The organism is Polaribacter sp. YIW18 (assembly GCF_057219325.1).
Window position 1 is genome coordinate 14,203 of the sequence record NZ_JBXVVE010000004.1, and the last position, 16,397, is coordinate 30,599.

17 protein-coding genes are annotated in these 16,397 nt (G+C 28.3%); 10 read left to right on the forward strand and 7 right to left on the reverse strand.

What is annotated here, in order from left to right:
* Both AC2D6T_RS05505 and AC2D6T_RS05510 read right to left on the reverse strand, forming a co-directional pair.
* Complete coding sequence (locus tag AC2D6T_RS05505; protein WP_484680750.1) at nucleotides 1-1,896, reverse strand: RecQ family ATP-dependent DNA helicase; 1,896 nt, start codon at nucleotides 1,894-1,896, stop codon at nucleotides 1-3.
* A complete protein-coding gene (locus tag AC2D6T_RS05510) occupies nucleotides 1,893-2,432 on the reverse strand; it encodes an AAA family ATPase (protein ID WP_484680751.1) in 540 nt (179 codons plus the stop codon). The genes AC2D6T_RS05505 and AC2D6T_RS05510 overlap by 4 nt, the downstream gene beginning before the upstream one ends.
* Before the next feature lie 86 nt (nucleotides 2,433-2,518).
* On the opposite strand from AC2D6T_RS05510, the gene AC2D6T_RS05515 reads away from it, so the two are divergent.
* From AC2D6T_RS05515 to AC2D6T_RS05535, 5 genes are read left to right on the forward strand one after another with little or no spacing between them, the layout of a single operon-like run.
* Entirely contained in the window at nucleotides 2,519-2,800 is a 282-nt protein-coding gene (locus AC2D6T_RS05515; RefSeq protein ID WP_484680752.1) for a DUF493 family protein, read from the forward strand.
* 8 nt (nucleotides 2,801-2,808) lie between these two features.
* Nucleotides 2,809-4,440, forward strand: a complete 1,632-nt coding sequence (locus AC2D6T_RS05520; protein WP_484680753.1) for a peptidylprolyl isomerase — start codon at nucleotides 2,809-2,811, stop codon at nucleotides 4,438-4,440.
* Nucleotides 4,441-4,446: 6 nt separating this feature from the next.
* A complete protein-coding gene (locus AC2D6T_RS05525; protein WP_484680754.1) occupies nucleotides 4,447-5,292 on the forward strand; it encodes a hypothetical protein in 846 nt (281 codons plus the stop codon).
* A 28-nt stretch (nucleotides 5,293-5,320) separates the two neighbouring features.
* Entirely contained in the window at nucleotides 5,321-6,640 is a 1,320-nt protein-coding gene (locus tag AC2D6T_RS05530) for a peptidylprolyl isomerase (RefSeq protein ID WP_484680755.1), read from the forward strand.
* Nucleotides 6,640-7,593 carry an AAA family ATPase gene (locus tag AC2D6T_RS05535; RefSeq protein WP_484680756.1) on the forward strand — a complete coding sequence of 318 codons (954 nt, stop codon included), beginning with the start codon at nucleotides 6,640-6,642 and terminating at the stop codon, nucleotides 7,591-7,593. The genes AC2D6T_RS05530 and AC2D6T_RS05535 overlap by 1 nt, the downstream gene beginning before the upstream one ends.
* Nucleotides 7,594-7,596: 3 nt before the next feature.
* Here AC2D6T_RS05535 and rsmD read toward each other — a convergent pair whose 3' ends face one another.
* The 3 genes from rsmD to AC2D6T_RS05550 are packed head-to-tail and all read right to left on the reverse strand — an operon-like array spanning nucleotide 7,597 to nucleotide 9,681.
* Nucleotides 7,597-8,151, reverse strand: a complete 555-nt coding sequence (gene rsmD, locus AC2D6T_RS05540; protein WP_298949309.1) for a 16S rRNA (guanine(966)-N(2))-methyltransferase RsmD — start codon at nucleotides 8,149-8,151, stop codon at nucleotides 7,597-7,599.
* On the reverse strand, nucleotides 8,148-8,969 hold the full coding sequence (locus AC2D6T_RS05545) for a DUF3822 family protein (protein WP_438988197.1): 822 nt from the start codon (nucleotides 8,967-8,969) through the stop codon (nucleotides 8,148-8,150). The genes rsmD and AC2D6T_RS05545 overlap by 4 nt, the downstream gene beginning before the upstream one ends.
* Complete coding sequence (locus tag AC2D6T_RS05550; RefSeq protein ID WP_484680757.1) at nucleotides 8,953-9,681, reverse strand: hypothetical protein; 729 nt, start codon at nucleotides 9,679-9,681, stop codon at nucleotides 8,953-8,955. Before AC2D6T_RS05550 ends, AC2D6T_RS05545 begins: the two co-directional genes overlap by 17 nt.
* 102 nt (nucleotides 9,682-9,783) lie before the next feature.
* Here AC2D6T_RS05550 and AC2D6T_RS05555 point away from each other — a divergent pair, with 102 nt between their 5' ends.
* Nucleotides 9,784-11,202 (forward strand): ATP-dependent DNA helicase, encoded by a 1,419-nt coding sequence (locus AC2D6T_RS05555; protein ID WP_484680758.1) that lies wholly within the window; start codon nucleotides 9,784-9,786, stop codon nucleotides 11,200-11,202.
* A 4-nt stretch (nucleotides 11,203-11,206) separates the two neighbouring features.
* Here AC2D6T_RS05555 and AC2D6T_RS05560 read toward each other — a convergent pair whose 3' ends face one another.
* A complete protein-coding gene (locus AC2D6T_RS05560) occupies nucleotides 11,207-12,157 on the reverse strand; it encodes a lipid A deacylase LpxR family protein (RefSeq protein ID WP_484680759.1) in 951 nt (316 codons plus the stop codon).
* Nucleotides 12,158-12,249: 92 nt separating this feature from the next.
* Here AC2D6T_RS05560 and ppk2 (AC2D6T_RS05565) point away from each other — a divergent pair, with 92 nt between their 5' ends.
* Both ppk2 (AC2D6T_RS05565) and ppk2 (AC2D6T_RS05570) read left to right on the forward strand, forming a co-directional pair.
* On the forward strand, nucleotides 12,250-13,110 hold the full coding sequence (gene ppk2 / locus AC2D6T_RS05565; RefSeq protein WP_347186789.1) for a polyphosphate kinase 2: 861 nt from the start codon (nucleotides 12,250-12,252) through the stop codon (nucleotides 13,108-13,110).
* Nucleotides 13,111-13,115: 5 nt separating this feature from the next.
* Nucleotides 13,116-13,901 carry a polyphosphate kinase 2 gene (ppk2, locus tag AC2D6T_RS05570; protein WP_484680760.1) on the forward strand — a complete coding sequence of 262 codons (786 nt, stop codon included), beginning with the start codon at nucleotides 13,116-13,118 and terminating at the stop codon, nucleotides 13,899-13,901.
* On the opposite strand, the gene AC2D6T_RS05575 is transcribed toward ppk2 (AC2D6T_RS05570), so the two are convergent.
* Complete coding sequence (locus tag AC2D6T_RS05575; protein WP_438988202.1) at nucleotides 13,898-14,530, reverse strand: low molecular weight phosphatase family protein; 633 nt, start codon at nucleotides 14,528-14,530, stop codon at nucleotides 13,898-13,900. The genes ppk2 (AC2D6T_RS05570) and AC2D6T_RS05575 overlap by 4 nt on opposite strands.
* Before the next feature lie 64 nt (nucleotides 14,531-14,594).
* Here AC2D6T_RS05575 and AC2D6T_RS05580 point away from each other — a divergent pair, with 64 nt between their 5' ends.
* Both AC2D6T_RS05580 and AC2D6T_RS05585 read left to right on the forward strand, forming a co-directional pair.
* Nucleotides 14,595-15,143, forward strand: coding sequence for a Smr/MutS family protein (locus tag AC2D6T_RS05580; RefSeq protein ID WP_484680761.1), 549 nt, complete (start codon nucleotides 14,595-14,597; stop codon nucleotides 15,141-15,143).
* Nucleotides 15,144-15,167: 24 nt separating this feature from the next.
* Nucleotides 15,168-16,304: a cysteine desulfurase family protein gene (locus AC2D6T_RS05585; RefSeq protein WP_484680762.1), complete on the forward strand. Its 1,137-nt coding sequence runs from the start codon at nucleotides 15,168-15,170 to the stop codon at nucleotides 16,302-16,304.
* Nucleotides 16,305-16,397: the final 93 nt, after the last annotated feature.

Consider the following 16,397-nt stretch of genomic DNA (forward strand, 5'->3'; position numbering starts at 1 on the left):
TTATTTTTTTAGATGATATTTGTTTTGGTGATTTATAAGTATTTTATCTTGAGATAATAGTAATTGCAAATGTATTAAAATGTCTTGTTCTGCAATTTGTAATTGGTTGCTTATTTCTTTAGAAGATAAGTCTACTTCTTTGATAAGAAGATGTATAATTTGGTTTGATACATCTACTAAAACTCTTTTTTTATTTGCAATACAAACATCACAAATGCCACAGTTTTTTGATGTTTTTTCATTAAAATAGCTTAGTATTTGTTTGCTTCTACAAATGTTATGATTAGTTATAAAATTAACAAAGTCAATCGCTTTTTCCTTTCTTTGAGCCAAAAAATGTTGCATTTCTTTAGAATGCCTGTTAATTGTTTTATTATCTTCTCTTGGTACTAAAAAAGTTAATAAACTATCAGAAGTAACAGCATGGTATTTTACCAAACCTAAAGCATCTAAATTTTGTAGGTTTTTTATTACTTGTGTAGAGGTTATATGGGCTTTTTTGGCTAGTACAAATTCATTTATTTTTATTTCATTTTCAAAAACACCACCATAAGTTCTTAAAACGGTATGTACAAAATCTTTTAGTTTTTTGTTTTTTTGGGTAAAGTTTAAAATACTTTGATGACTGCCAATAAAAGTTAATGTAGATTTATTTTGAAAACTATTTTGCAACTCAATAATGCCATAATTTGATAATAAAGTAATGGTAGTTGCTGTTTTTAGAGGATGTAACTTATATTTTCTACAAAATTCTTGAAAGTTAAATTCGTAAATAATTTCTGAAATCTCGCCATAAGCAACACTAAAATTTTGATATAATTTTTGATGTATTTTTTTAATTTCTGCAATAGAAGGAATGCTGTTTTCTGTTTGTTTTTTATGCAGAAAAATATCATTTTCATTATATAATAAAACACCAAAAGCTTTTTTAGTATTTCTACCAGCTCTACCTGTTTCTTGCACGTAGTTTTCTATGTTATTAGGTATGTTATAATGTATAACCAAACCAACGTTTGCTTTGTCTATACCCATACCAAATGCATTTGTAGCAACAATTATGGGTGTTTTTTCTGTAAGCCAATTATTAAAAGCAGTTTGTTTTTCTAAGGCGGTTAAACCTGCATGATAATAGGTACTTTTATATTGGTTTGCATTTAAAAAATTAGATAACTCCACTGTTTTTTTTCTAGAATTTACATAAACAATAGCAGGTGTTTTTGTTTTATAAAAAATCTGCTTTAAGCGTTCTAATTTGTCTTCTATTTTAAAAACTTGATACGCTAAATTTTCTCTATAAAACGATTTTTTAAACGTAACAGGCTTATCTAATTGTAAGTTATTGGCAATATCTTCTAAAACTTTTTTATTGGCTGTTGCTGTTAGCGCAATAAATTTTACGTTTTCTAATTGCTTTTTAAGTATGGCTATGTTTCTATAGGATGGTCTAAAATCATGGCCCCATTCAGAAATACAATGTGCTTCATCTATAGCTACTAAATTTACATTTAGTTCTTTTATTTTTTGCTGAATTAAGCTAGACTGTAATCTCTCTGGAGAAATGTATAAAAACTTTACATCACCAAATTTAATGGCATCAAAAATAGCAACAATTTCATTTTGATTACTCCCAGAAGGTATTGTAACCGCCTTAATATTTCTTTGCTTTAAATTTTCTACTTGGTTTTGCATCAAAGCAATTAGTGGAGAAATTACAATACAAACGCCGTCTTTAACTAAAGCTGGTATTTGAAAACAAATAGATTTACCACCACCGGTAGGTAATAAAACAATGACATCTTTTTGATTTAAGACAGTAGTTATGATTTCTTTTTGAGGAGACCTAAAAGAGCTATGTCCCCAATTTTTTTCTAATATTTTTTCTAAGTGGAAACTCATTCGCGAGAAAGCGAATTTAAAATGAAATGTGCACGTTGTTCAATATCGCCAAAAGGAACATTAATTAATTGATATCCTAAATTTGTATAAGCCTTGGTTAAAAAAGTGTCAATTTTTACAGCTTCTTCAAAAGATTCGTAGCGCTCATTATCTGTAGTGTGTATTTCTTTCCAAGGGGCAAAATGAAAAACTTTAGAATAGGTAAAAGCGTTACTTTTTTGTTTAAATTTTTTAGGATAATCGGTGTTGTAATAATCCATGTAGGCAAAAACATCAGGAATACCTCTATCAAAAAAAACGATATTGTTATTTAGTTCAGATGCTTTTTTATGTTGTTGTATTCTGCCTTCTAAAAGCATTTCACTAAATAATAAAGGTTTTGTTAAGAAAAGTTGTTCTATCCCTTTTTTTTGCGCCTCTATAGTTACTTCTCTAGATATTTCTGGCATGCAGTTAAAACCTTTATTAGCAAGATAATTTATTACAGTTGTTTTGCCTGTTCCTGGGCCACCAATAAGCACAATTTTTTGTTGCATGTTACAAAAATAAATCATTCCCTTTATAAAACTAATATTTAATGTAATTTTGTGATTAGCTATTTATAAAAATTTTAGTAGTTAATATGAGTAATAAAGACGAATTTTATACCAAATTAAAAGTACAATTAGAAGATACGACTAAGTTTCCTGCAGATTATTTGTATAAATTTATTGTACCAACTACAGAGAACCAGGTTGCTGAAGTAGAGGGCATATTTGATAAAACGGGTGCTGTAATAAAAACAAAAAAATCTAAAACAGGTAAATATGTTAGTGTTTCTATTATGCTAAAGTTAAAAAATTCAGACGAAGTTATTTCATATTATAAAAAAGCTGAAAAAATAAAAGGAATCATATCTTTATAATCAATCTTATGAAAATTAAAATTTTATCTATTTGTGTTTTATTAATATCAATGAGTATTTTTTCTCAGAAAAAATCAAAAACACTAGTAACCATTAACGAAGAAAATATAACAGTTGCAGATTTTAAAAGGGTTTACGAAAAAAACTTAGATGCTATTGATAATAAAGAAGCGAAAGATGTAACTAATAATTTAGAATTATTTATCAATTATAAATTAAAGGTTAAGGAAGCATATCAACTAAAATTAGATACTTTACCTTCTTACAAGAAAGAAATTGAAACCTATAAAAACCAATTAGCGGCTCCTTATTTACAAGATACTACTTTTCTAGATAAAATGGTAAAAGATGTTTATTTTAGAGTAAAAAATAAGGTAAAAGCTAAACATATCTTAATTAGAACTGCTAAAGATGCAAGGCCAAAAGATACTATAAAAGCCTATAATAAAATTCTAAAAATTAGAAATAGAATCCTTGCTGGCGAGGATTTTGAAAAAGTTGCTCAAGAAACATCCGAAGACAATTCTGCTAGAGACGATGCAAAATCAGGAAGAAAAGGAAACAAGGGTAATTTAGGGTATTTTGATGCTTTTAAAATGGTAACCCCTTTTGAAGATGCTGCTTACAATACAAAAGTAGGGCAGGTATCTAAACCTTTTAGAACCCAATTTGGTTATCATATTTTAAAAGTAGACGATTTAAAACCTTCTGAAGGTGAGATAGAAGCAGCTCATATTTTAATTCTAGATACGACCGATGTTGGTAAAAAGAAAATTTTTGAAGTATATGAAAAATTAATTGTTAATAACAGTTTTGAAGAATTAGCCAAACAATATTCAGAAGATAATGGCTCTAAAAATAGAGGAGGTAAATTAGGTAAATTTGGTACTGGTAGAATGGTAAAACCTTTTGAAGATGCCGCTTTTTCTCTACAAAAAGAAGGTGCATTTTCTAAACCTTTTAAAACCCGTTTTGGTTGGCATATTGTAAAGTTGATTAAGAAACATCCTGTAAAACCATTTAAAGAATTAGAAAAAGAGTTAAGAAATAAAATTAAAAATAGCGCTAGAATGCAAATGTCTGAAACAGCTGTAATCAATAAGTTAAAAGCGACTTATAATATTGTAGAAAATGAGGCGGCTAAAAAAATATTAGACAGAAAAAATATTAGAGCTATTCCTAAAGATTCTTTACAAATAATGATGTTTTCTATCAACGATAAAAAGATAAAGCAAGAAGATTTTATAGATTACATTAAAAACAGAAGAAACCAACCTATATTTACCTTGTTTGAAATGTTTAAAAATCAAGAAATACTTACTTATTACAAAGAAAACTTGGTAAACACAGAACCAGAATATGCATACATTTTAAAAGAATATGAAGATGGATTGTTGTTGTTTGAATTAATGCAAGATAAAATTTGGAATAAGTCTACAAAAGATACTCTAGGTTTACAAAACTATTTTGAGAAGCATAAAGCTAATTATAGTTCTAGAAAATTAGAGGATAATAAAGGTGAGGTAATGAACGATTATCAAAATTATCTAGAAAAAAAATGGATTGCTGATTTAAGAAAAAAAAGCAATATTAAAATTCGTAAAAGACAATTAAAAAAACTAATTAAATATTACAATTAATTACAAATGAGATTGGTTATCGCTTTTTTTTGTGTACTCTTATTTTTTTCTTGCGATTATCTTACGGTACAAGAAAAACAAGTAAATTCATCTGAAATTATTGCTATTGTAGATACAGAAAAGCTTTTTAGAGAAGATGTAAAAGATATTTTACCTCAAAATATAGCTAAAGAAGATAGTTTGCTTTTAGTAAAAAGTTATATACAAGACTGGGCAATTAAAAAGCTGCTATTAAAAAATGCAGAAAAAAACAATTCTTTAGAAGCTTTAGAAAATATTAAAAAACTGGTACAAGATTACAGAGAAAGTTTATTGATAAATAATTATAAAGAAGAACTTATAAAACAGCAATTAGATACTATCATTTCTCAAGATGAAGTAGAAAGTTATTACGACTTTAATAAAGAAAATTTTAAATTGAATGAGGTATTATTAAAATTAAAATACTTGCATTTTGATGATAATATCAAAGATAAAAAAGAGATTATAAAACTTTTTAAATTGGATGATATAGAAGCAGCAGAGCAATTAGAACAAATGCAATTGAGCTTTAAAAAATATCAATTAAACGATTCTGTTTGGGTACAATTAGACAAGATTTTGTTAAAACTACCTGTTTCTAAAGAAAATTTGTTAAAAAAAACAAAATTCATTCAAAAACAAGACTCATTAGGTTTATATTTGGTCGCTGTAAAAGATATTTTAAATAGAAACGATATAGCGCCTCTAAGTTATATAGAACCTACTATAAAAGAAATGATTTTACACAAGCGTAAAATCGAACTAATTAGAGAAATAGAAAAAATAATAGTAAAAGATGCCACAGAAAAAAATAACTTTAAAATATATTAAACTACTTTTTACTTTCACCTTAGTTTTAATGAGTGTATTTCAAACAAATGCACAAAAAGTAAAAATTGATGGTGTAGCCGTTGTTGTAGGTAAAAATATTGTACTAGATTCTGATATTGAGAAGTTTAAGCAAGAAGTAGAGCTAAGAAGTGAAGGTAAAATTACCATTTCTAATTGCGAAATGTTAGAAGAATTAATGCAACAAAAATTACTATCTCATCACGCAATAATTGATAGTGTTACAGTTTCCGATCCAGAAATAAATGCTAGAGTAGATAGAAGTGTTCAATTTTTTACACAACAATACGGGTCTTTAGACAAAGTTATACAAGCTTATGGTTTTAATGATTTAACAGATTTAAAAGAAGAATTATACGCGGTACAAAAAGAAAATCTTTTGGTAGAAAAAGAACAACTAAAAATTACTGAAAAAGTAGATGTTACTCCAGAAGAAGTACGTTTGTATTACAATGGTTTAAAAGAAAAAGGAGAATTACCAGAATTTGCTGCAGAAATAGAATTGGCACAATTGGTAATGAATGCAGAACCAACCCCAGAAGAAAATAAAAAAGTAATAGATAAATTAAAAGAAATTAGACAAGAAGTTTTAGAGGGTGCAAGTTTTAGACTAAAAGCTATTATAAATTCTAAAGACCCTGGTGTTACTAGAGATAATGGGAGAATTGTAGTAACTAAAGAAGCTAGTTTAATTAAAGAGTTTAAAGAAGTTTCTTTCTCTTTAGAAAAAGGACAAATATCTGAGCCTTTTAAAACAATGTATGGTTATCATATTATTTTATTGCATGAAATTAAAGGAAACACAAGAATTGTATCTCATATTTTAATGCAACCAGAAATACCAGAAGCTAGATTACAAGAAATTAAGTTTAAGGTAGAAGAAATTAAAAGAGATATAGAGGCTGGTAAACTAACGTTTGAAGAAGCTGTAAAAAAGTTTTCAGACGATAAGGAATCTAAAAATAACAATGGTTTAATTATAAACCCATATACAGGAGAGTCTAGATTTGAATTAACAAGAATGGACCCAGCAATGTATGCTAGGGTAAATGAACTTGAAACAGGAGAGTTCTCAGATGTGTTTTATGATCAATCCTCTGGAGGAGAAAAAATGTACAAATTTATTTTAATGAGAGATAAAAATGATACTCATAAAGCAGGTTTTGTTGATGATTATGTAAAAGTTCAAGATTTAGCTTTAAAGAAAAAGAAAGAAGAGGCAATAGAAAAATGGGCAAAAGACAAAATTAAAGACACCTATATAAAAATTGGTGAAGATTATAAGAACTGTACTTTTGAAAAGAACTGGAAAAAAGAAGTAAATAAATAATGTCAGACGTTAGAGCCGTAAACGAATTAGTAGCAAAGTTTGATTTACTAAAAGCAGAAATTGGCAAAGTAATTATCGGACAAAAAGAAGCCGTAGATTTTACTTTATTATCTATTTTTTGTGGTGGTCATTCTTTATTAATTGGTGTGCCAGGTTTGGCAAAAACCTTATTAGTAAATACGGTTTCAGATGTTTTAGGCTTACACTTTAACAGAATACAATTTACACCAGACTTAATGCCTTCAGACATTTTAGGTAGCGAAATTTTAGACGAAAACAGAAAGTTTAAATTTATAAAAGGGCCTATTTTTTCTAACATTATTTTAGCAGACGAAATTAACAGAACCCCTCCAAAAACTCAGGCTGCTTTGTTAGAAGCAATGCAAGAGCGATCGGTAACCGTTTCTGGAAATCATTATAAATTAGATTTACCGTTTTTTGTGTTAGCCACACAAAATCCAATTGAGCAAGAAGGTACGTATCCTTTACCAGAAGCACAGTTAGATAGATTTATGTTTTCTATCAATTTAGCATATCCAACTTTTGCAGAAGAAATTCAAGTTGTAAAAAGTACCACGTCTATTTTAAATCAGAACATAAATGCGATATTTAATGGCGACGAAATTGTAGAAATACAAAAATTGATTCGTAAAATACCTGTAGCAGATAATGTTATAGAATATGCGGTTGGTTTGGTAGGAAAAACAAGACCAAAATCTGATAAAGCTACAGAAATGGTAAAAAGTTATTTAGATTGGGGTGCAGGACCAAGAGCGTCACAAAACTTAATTTTAGCAGCTAAAGCTCATGCAGCAGTTAATGGTAAATATTCTCCAGATATAGAAGATGTAAAAGCAGTGGCTATACCAATTCTTTCTCATAGAATTGTTAAAAATTATAAGGCAGAAGCAGAAGGTATTACCATTTCAGATATTATAACTTCTTTACTATAGTAATTAGTTTTCTTTTTCTAAATTATTTTCAAAAAAACTAAATACATTACCACCATAACGTTTATCGTAACTATGTTTTGTATGGTTAGATAAATCTGTGTGTTTAGAGTGTTCTACAATTAAAATACCATCTTCATGTAAAAGATTGTTTTCAAAAACTAAGTCTACAATTTTTAAAAATTGCTCGGTTTCAAAATCATAAGGTGGGTCTGCAAATATAACGTCTGCACTTAAATTGGTTTTCTCTAAAAATTTATAAACGTCACTCTTATAAGTATTAATATCTAATTCTAAAGTTTTAGCGGTGTTATTTATAAACTTAATGCAACCAAAGTTAGCATCAATAGCATAAATAGTTTTAGTACCTCTAGAAGCAAATTCGTAGCTAATATTTCCAGTTCCTGCAAATAAATCTATTACAGAAATAGCATCAAAATAATAGGTATTGTTTAAAATGTTAAACAAAGACTCTTTTGCCATGTCTGTCGTTGGTCTAACAGGTAGGTTTTTTGGTGCTTGTATTCGCCTAGATTTGTATTTGCCAGAAATGATTCTCATGTGCCTAATAATATGTAATTGGTGTGCTTTTGCATGTTTAAATTCGCAAAAATAGCATTGTTACTTTCTAAAAAATAAATATTTCTAATGTAGGTAAACGCTATTTTGTAAACATCACTATTAACAGATATGGCTCCTGTAAAATAAAGAGAAAGTGCATCTGTATCTAATTGTAGTTGTTCTGCAACAAATAAAATATAATATATAAAATCTTCTTTACTATTGTATTGAAAACTATTAGCTAAAAGAAGGGTATTGTTCTCTGTAACTAAAATATCGATACTGCTTTTAGATACATTTACAAACATTGTTTTTTCTTTAGCCATAGATAATTTTACAATTTTTTCTATCAATGCTGTTATATGGTGTTTGTATTCAAACTCACCAAAATGCTGAAAAAAATAATTATTAATATTTACATATGGGATGTAAACATTATTAGCCCCTATGGTTTTAATTTCATCAAAAGTTATAAAGTCTGTAGCAAGTGTTTTTATGTTACCATTTAAATAGGTTTTTAAATGAGTTTCTTTAAAAAACATATTTGGTACTAAAGTGTTTAAGTTATTTTGATGAATTACTATAACCTCAGAAAAATCTTTTTGTAAAATGGTATCCTTTTTAAAGGTTTCTTTAATTTTTTCTAATAACTCTTCAGGAGTTTTAAGTGTTTCTTCAAAAGCATATTCAGAAAAATAAACATCTTTTTTTATACCTGGGTTGTGTATACAAAAAGAAAATCCATCCAAATTAAATTGGATGGATAATTTATTTTCTTTGGATTTGTTTAAAGGGATACTACTATTCTTTATTTTCACCTTTCTTATCGTAAGATGGTGGCCAGTTACCACCTGTTGTTACTTCTTCTAAAGAGCCAACAGAAACATATTCTCCTTTAATTTGGTCTGTTGCTATTGCTTCTAATTCTTGTTTTACTAAAGATTCATTCATACCTTTTAAAAGGGTTTCTTTAGAAGTTCTTGCTCTAAAAGTTGGTACTACCAAACCAGGTATTTTTTCTACAGTTCCAGTTTCTAATTCAAATTCTTTGTCTGAACCAGTTACTTTAAACATATTTTTATAATCTCTGTCTTTAAAGTATTTTAATACAGGTTCATACCCAATAGTATCTGTTACTCTAACTTCAACTTCATCAATAATACCACCACCTCTGTTAACTTTTTCTACAATAGTTTTTGTATTAGTAAGAGCTAACTTAGCAGAATCTATAAATTGAATTAAAATATTTTTGTCTGCTGTATAATTACCAGTAGCTTCATTAAATTTAATTTCAGCATCTCTAATAATTTTAAGTTTTTTAATTACTGGAGCATATCTTTTAACTTTATCATTGTTAAAGTTGATAGGTTCCATAATACCCATATAAATTTTATAACCTAGAAATATTGCTAAAAATAACAATAGTAAGGATGCTATCCATCTTAATTTTAAAGGTAAAAACTTAACTATAACAATAGCTAAGAGTACAGCAACTAATACTGCAGCCAAAATCATTCCAATTAATCCCATTTTTAAATTTTTTTAATAGTCTTATCGCAAATCTACAATTTTTTTTTAATGATAAAAACTTTTATTTACAAATCAATGTATCTTTGATGTTTTAATTAAAATATGATAGAAACTGCAGCTAAATTTTATACAGAATTATTAAAAAAATTTCCTTTTAAACCTACTACAAAACAACGGGATTTATTAGGTTTATTAAGTAGTTTTGTTTTTGATAAAGAGAAAGATAGCTTATTTTTGTTAAAAGGTTATGCAGGTACAGGTAAAACCACAACCATTGGTGCTTTTGTAAATTCTTTATGGACAGCTGGAAAAAAATCAGTTTTATTGGCACCAACAGGAAGAGCTGCAAAAGTAATTGCTGTATATTCTAAAAAACCAGCTTTTACAATTCATAAAAAGATTTATTTTCCTAAAAAGCAAAGTAATGGCTCTGTCGCTTTTGTTTTACAGCCCAATAAACACAGAAATACTATTTTTATTGTAGATGAAGCTTCTATGATACCAGATGGAAAACAACATCAACAATTGTTTGATAGTAGCTCTCTTTTAGAAGATTTAATTTCTTACGTATATTCTGGGATAAACTGTAAATTAATTTTTATGGGAGATACAGCGCAATTGCCTCCTGTAAAATTAGATGTTTCTCCTGCATTAGAGAAAGATACGTTAGCTTACCAATTTAACAAAACTGTTACAGAAATTGAGCTTGATGAAGTAATGCGTCAGCATGAAAATTCTGGTATTTTGGCAAATGCTACTTTTTTAAGACTGTTTTTAAAAAATGAGCCTAATAATTTTTCCTTTGATTTAAATTATCCAGATATTAAAAGATTAGAGGATGGTTATGATATTGAAGATGCTATTGTTTCTGCATATGATAATTTTGGTGTAGAAGACACTGCTTTTATTGTGCGCTCTAACAAACGCGCTAACCAATATAATCAGCAAATTAGATACAATATCAGAGGGCAAGAAAATGAGATTTCTTCAGGTGATTATATAATGATTGTTAAAAATAATTATTATTGGTTAACAGAATCCTCAAAAGCAGGTTTTATTGCCAATGGAGATATTTGTGAGGTCTTAAAAATTTTCTCGATAAAAGAATTATATGGTTTTAAGTTTGCAGAGGTAGAAATTAGAATGATTGATTATCCAGAGATGCATCCTTTTGAAACAGTATTACTTTTAGATACCCTAACAAGTGAGAGCCCGTCTTTAACTTACGAGGAATCCAATAAATTATACCAGGCTGTAAAAGAAGATTATGCTGACGAAAAATCTAAATACAAACAGTTTTTAGCAATTAAAAAGAACAAGTATTTTAATGCATTGCAAGTAAAGTTTTCTTATGCAATGACCTGTCATAAATCTCAAGGTGGCCAATGGAAAACGGTTTTTATAGAACAACCTTATTTGCCAGATGGTGTTTCTAAAGAATACTTTAGGTGGTTGTATACAGCCATTACAAGAGCGCAAGAAAAATTGTATTTAATAGGCTTTAAAGACGATTTTTTCTAGGTATTTACTTTAGTAAATAATTAATGCCAATGGTACCATACGTATGGCCATTAGTAGCGTTTAAGTTGTTAGATTTGTTTGAGTGATAATTATAAATATAGGCAAAATTGAATCTGTTTGCAGTAAACTGATATCCTACTTGTAGATTAAAAACAAAAGGTTTTAGTGTATTTGTAACTAAACTACCTGTATTTAAAAAACTACCTTGTAAAGTAGCATCGTATAAAGTATATTTTAGGGTTGGTTTTATAAAAAGAAACGATTCTACAGCTCTAAAGTAAGCGGTTTTTGTATTGTTGATGTTGGTTTTAAAAGCTATAGAATTAGCTAGTTTTTGCAAAGGTTTAAAACCTATTCTAGTTAAAAAACCCGAAGAGATGTTTGTATCAATTGTGCCAATTTTTCCTCTGTTTGTCCAAAAAACATCAAAAAAATTTTCTGTTTTATTAAAAAGTTTTTGGGTATACGCTACATTAAAATTTAAACCAATAGCATTTTTAATTTGATATTTCCAGCCTACAGCTTCTTTAAAACCGTAAATATTGTGTATAAAATCTTGTAAGTTTTTACCAAATGCACTTGGACCTATAACACCAATCTGAAAAGTGGTTTTTAAAGCATTATTTTTTTTAAATACTTTTTGTATGCCAAAACTACCATAAAAATAGGCTGCAAAAGGCCTATCATGATTTTCTATATTTACTAAGATCGCTTTAAAAGGAGTGTACATTTTATGGCCAACAGTAAACTCAAATATTTTTTTTTCTAAATTTTTATGACCTTCCTTTGCTACATACCTATAAGATAAAAACAGCCCATTTGTATAGTATCTATCATAGTAGGTGGAAGTATATAAATCATTTTCTGTGATAATGCTAATTTCTTTTGTGTATTTTTTTTGTGAAAAAATAACAACACTTATCAGAAAAAATAAAACCGAAAAGTTTTTTTTCATAAAAAACAAATATAAAAATTCTTCTTTAAAATGATCTTTTTTAATCGAATTAACAAAAAAAATTAATATTTTTAAACTTCGAAATAATATATATGAGTAAAAAAAATAATATTACTGCAGAAGATTTTCAGAGTATAGAAAATAATTCAGAATTACTCGATTTAATTAAAGATAAAAGCCCATTATACAACAAAGTAAAAAAAACACTTTATTACGAAGAAGAGCTTAAATTATTGCAAATAGAATTGGTAAAATTACAACGTTGGATTTCTAAAGAAAAAAAACGTGTTGCTGTTATTTTTGAAGGAAGGGATGCCGCAGGAAAAGGAGGAAATATTAGACGCTTTATGGAGCATTTAAATCCGCGTTCATCAAGGTTGGTAGCTTTAAATAAACCTACAGAAATAGAAAAAGGCCAATGGTATTTTCAGCGTTATATAAAAGAATTACCCAATCCAGGAGAAATTGTTTTTTTTGATAGAAGTTGGTACAATAGAGCTGTAGTAGAACCCGTTATGGGCTTCTGTACAGAGCAACAATACAAAGAGTTTTTAGTGCAAGTGCCAGAGTTTGAACATATGATGTATGAAGATGGCGTAATTATTATAAAATTTTGGCTATCTATTACTAAAGATGAGCAATTAAAACGATTTGAAGATCGTAAAGAAAATCCATTAAAAAGATGGAAATTTAGTCCTGTTGATAAGCAAGGACAATTACTCTGGGATAAGTATACCCATTACAAGGCAGAAATGTTTTCTAAAACACATACTTCTTACAGCCCTTGGATGATGATTAAAACAAATGACAAACAAGTAGCAAGATTAGAAGCTATGAGGCACGTTATTTCTCAGTTTGATTATGATGATAAACAAGGCGCAAAAATAACTTTAACACCAGACCCAAACGTAGTAATGCGTTACTATAGGTCTAGTAGTAAACATATAGACTAAATTTTATGGTTGATAAACTTACTGAAAAACAAGTAAATAAATTAAATACAAAAAAAGGACTTTTGGCATTATTGTCTAAAGAACCCTTTAATATAGAAAGAGGTTTGCGTTATGTAAACTATCAGAAAAAATTAAAAAAATTACAAGTAGAATTAATACGATTGCAAACTTGGGCTATAGATAATAACGAAAGAATTATTATTGTTTTTCAAGGAAGGGATGCTGCAGGTAAAGGAGGTGCCATTAGAAGATTAACAGAACGTATAAACCCACGTCATATGCGTATTGTTGCGTTGCCAAAACCCACAAAAGATGAGCAGTCTCAATGGTATTTTCAACGTTATGTAGAGCAGTTTCCAAAAGCAGGAGAAATTGTTTTTTTTGATAGAAGTTGGTATAATAGAGCAGTCGTAGAACCTGTAAATGGTTTTTGTACACAAGAAGAATATCAAATTTTTATGAATCAAGTAAATGATTTTGAAAAAATGATTTTACAATCAGGTATTCATTTGGTGAAAATATACATGTCTATTTCTAAAAAAGAACAAGCCAAGCGTTTTGAAGATATTAAAAGAAATCCGCTTAAACAGTGGAAAATGACCAAGTTAGACGAAAAAGCGCAGCTACTTTGGGATCAATATACAGAGTATAAAGATGCTATGTTTAAAAAAACGAATACAAAAATTTCTCCTTGGAAAATAATTAGAGCAAATAGAAAAACAGAAGCTAGAGTTAACGTAATAAATCACGTTTTAGAGAGAATACCTTATGACAAAAATTTAGAAGTTTAACGCGCTAATTTCTCAACATTCTCGAAAATAAAATACACTTCTGCAGCAATTTGCTGGTTTGTTTTTAAATAAGTTTCTTCTTGTGCTTCTGTGCCATCAGATGCTTTTGGATCTACAAAAGGCAAATGAAATCTTTCTAAAGCAGTGGGTATAAAAGGGCAATTTGCATCCGCATTATTACAAGTTGTAATTGCAATAAAAGGATCTTTGTTAATAGGATCGTCAAATCTTTTAGAAAAACCTAAAATACTATTTTTGCTTCCATCAAAAGAAATAATATATTTTGGGTTCTGATGAGAAAAATCTCCTATTTTAAAATCGAAACCTACTTTTTGTAAGGTCTTTACAGTGTTTCTATAAAAAGCAGTAACCTCTGTACCGCCAGAAAGTGCGTTAATATTTAAGTCGAAAAATTGTGCTGCAAAAAATGCCCAAACTTGACCAAGTTGACTTCTTCTAGAGTTATGTGTGCAAATAAAATTAATATTTACAACCTCTTTTTTTGTGTATTCTTTTGCAATACTTTCAGAAATTCTAAGCAATAGTGTTTTTCGATCATCAGTCAAACTTACTTTTTTATTTGCTTCTTTAAAGAAATTTTCTGTAGAAATAGATGAAGTGTGTGCCATACTATGTATTTTTGTAGCAAAAGTAAGCTGTTATTTAGTATTTTGAATTAAAATAATGTTAACAATGCGTTTAGAAATTGGTAATAAAGTAGCTGTTTTAGATGATGTTTTAAAAGGAAAGGTTATCGCTATCAATAAAAATACTATCGTTGTAGAAACTACAGATGGTATGGTGTTTAATTTTGATGAAAAAGAATTGGTTAAAATTGAAAAAGAACAATACGAATTATCGAAATATTCAGACATAAATAATGCGCTTTTAAAAGAAAAAATTAGCGTAAATAAACCCAAAGAAAGTTTATTTAAGAAACAAAAACAAGAAATTGTTTTGGAGGTAGATTTGCATATCAATCAATTAGTAAAATCTGTAAAAGGTTTAGATAATTACGATATGTTAAACCTGCAATTAGATACTGCAAAAAGAAAAGTAGTATATGCCATACAAAAAAGAATTTCTAAAATTGTGTTTATACATGGTGTAGGAGAGGGTGTTTTAAAAACCGAATTACAAAATTTATTAAACAAATATCCAGTTAAATATTACGATGCTTCTTACAAAAAATATGGTTTAGGAGCTACAGAGGTTTATGTTTATCAAAATGTAAAAGAGTAAAAATAGAAAACGTATTTTTGTACAATGAAAACAGTGTATTTAGATAATGCTGCAACTACACCAATAGACAAAGAAGTTATTGCAACCATGCAAACTTCTATGTCAGAAAACTTTGGTAATCCATCCTCTACACATCAATTTGGCAGAAAAGCAAAATCAGCAGTAGAAACTGCTAGAAAAAATATTGCTCGTTTTTTTAATGTTACTGCGCAAGAAATTATTTTTACTTCTAGTGGTACAGAAGCAGATAATTTAATTTTAAATAATGCTGTTTTAAATTTAGGCATCCAAAGAGTTATTACTTCTAAAATAGAACATCATGCAGTTTTGCATACCTGTAATCACTTGCAAGAAACTTATAATATTGTTTTAGACTTTGTAGAGCTTGATGAAAATGGGGGTATAAATATCAACCATTTAGAGCGTCTTTTACAAAACTCTAAACAAAAAACGTTGGTTAGTTTAATGATGATTAACAACGAAATTGGGAATCTCTTACCTTTAGAAAAAGTAAGTTTATTGTGTAAAAAGTACAATGCCTTGTTACATTCTGATACTGTACAAGCTATTGGACATTATGCGATTGATTTGCAAAAAAATCCTTTAGATTTTATAGTGGCTAGTGCACATAAATTTCATGGCCCCAAAGGTGTAGGTTTTGCTTTTTTTAGAAAAGGTTTTGGTATTTTACCAATGATACATGGTGGAGATCAGGAAAGAGGAGCAAGGTCTAGTACAGAAAATGTACATGCAATTTTAGGCATGGAAAAAGCTTTAGAAATAGCAATTAAAAATTTACAAAAAGATAAAAATTACATAGATAGCTTAAAAGTGTATTTTATTTCTGAGCTAAAAAAAATATCTGATAAAATACAATTTAACGGGTTGTCATCTCATTTAGATGAAAGTAGTTATACAATTTTAAATGTTCGTTTTCCTGTTAAAAATACAATGTTACTTTTTAGTTTAGATCTTGCAGGAATAGCTGTTTCAGGGGGTAGTGCTTGTCAAAGTGGAAGCCATAAAGGGTCACATGTACTCTCAGAAATTTTATTAAATGGAGAAGAAGATAAAACCTCTGTACGATTTTCTTTTTCTAAATTTACTACAAAACAAGATTTAGATACCACTATTACAAAATTAAAAGAGCTGTTACAGTAGAAAGTAACTCTTTTAAATTTACCTTTACTTATTTCAAATAACAAATTATTTTTTTATCGCATAAAAAAAACCGAAATTTTAAAATTTCGGTTT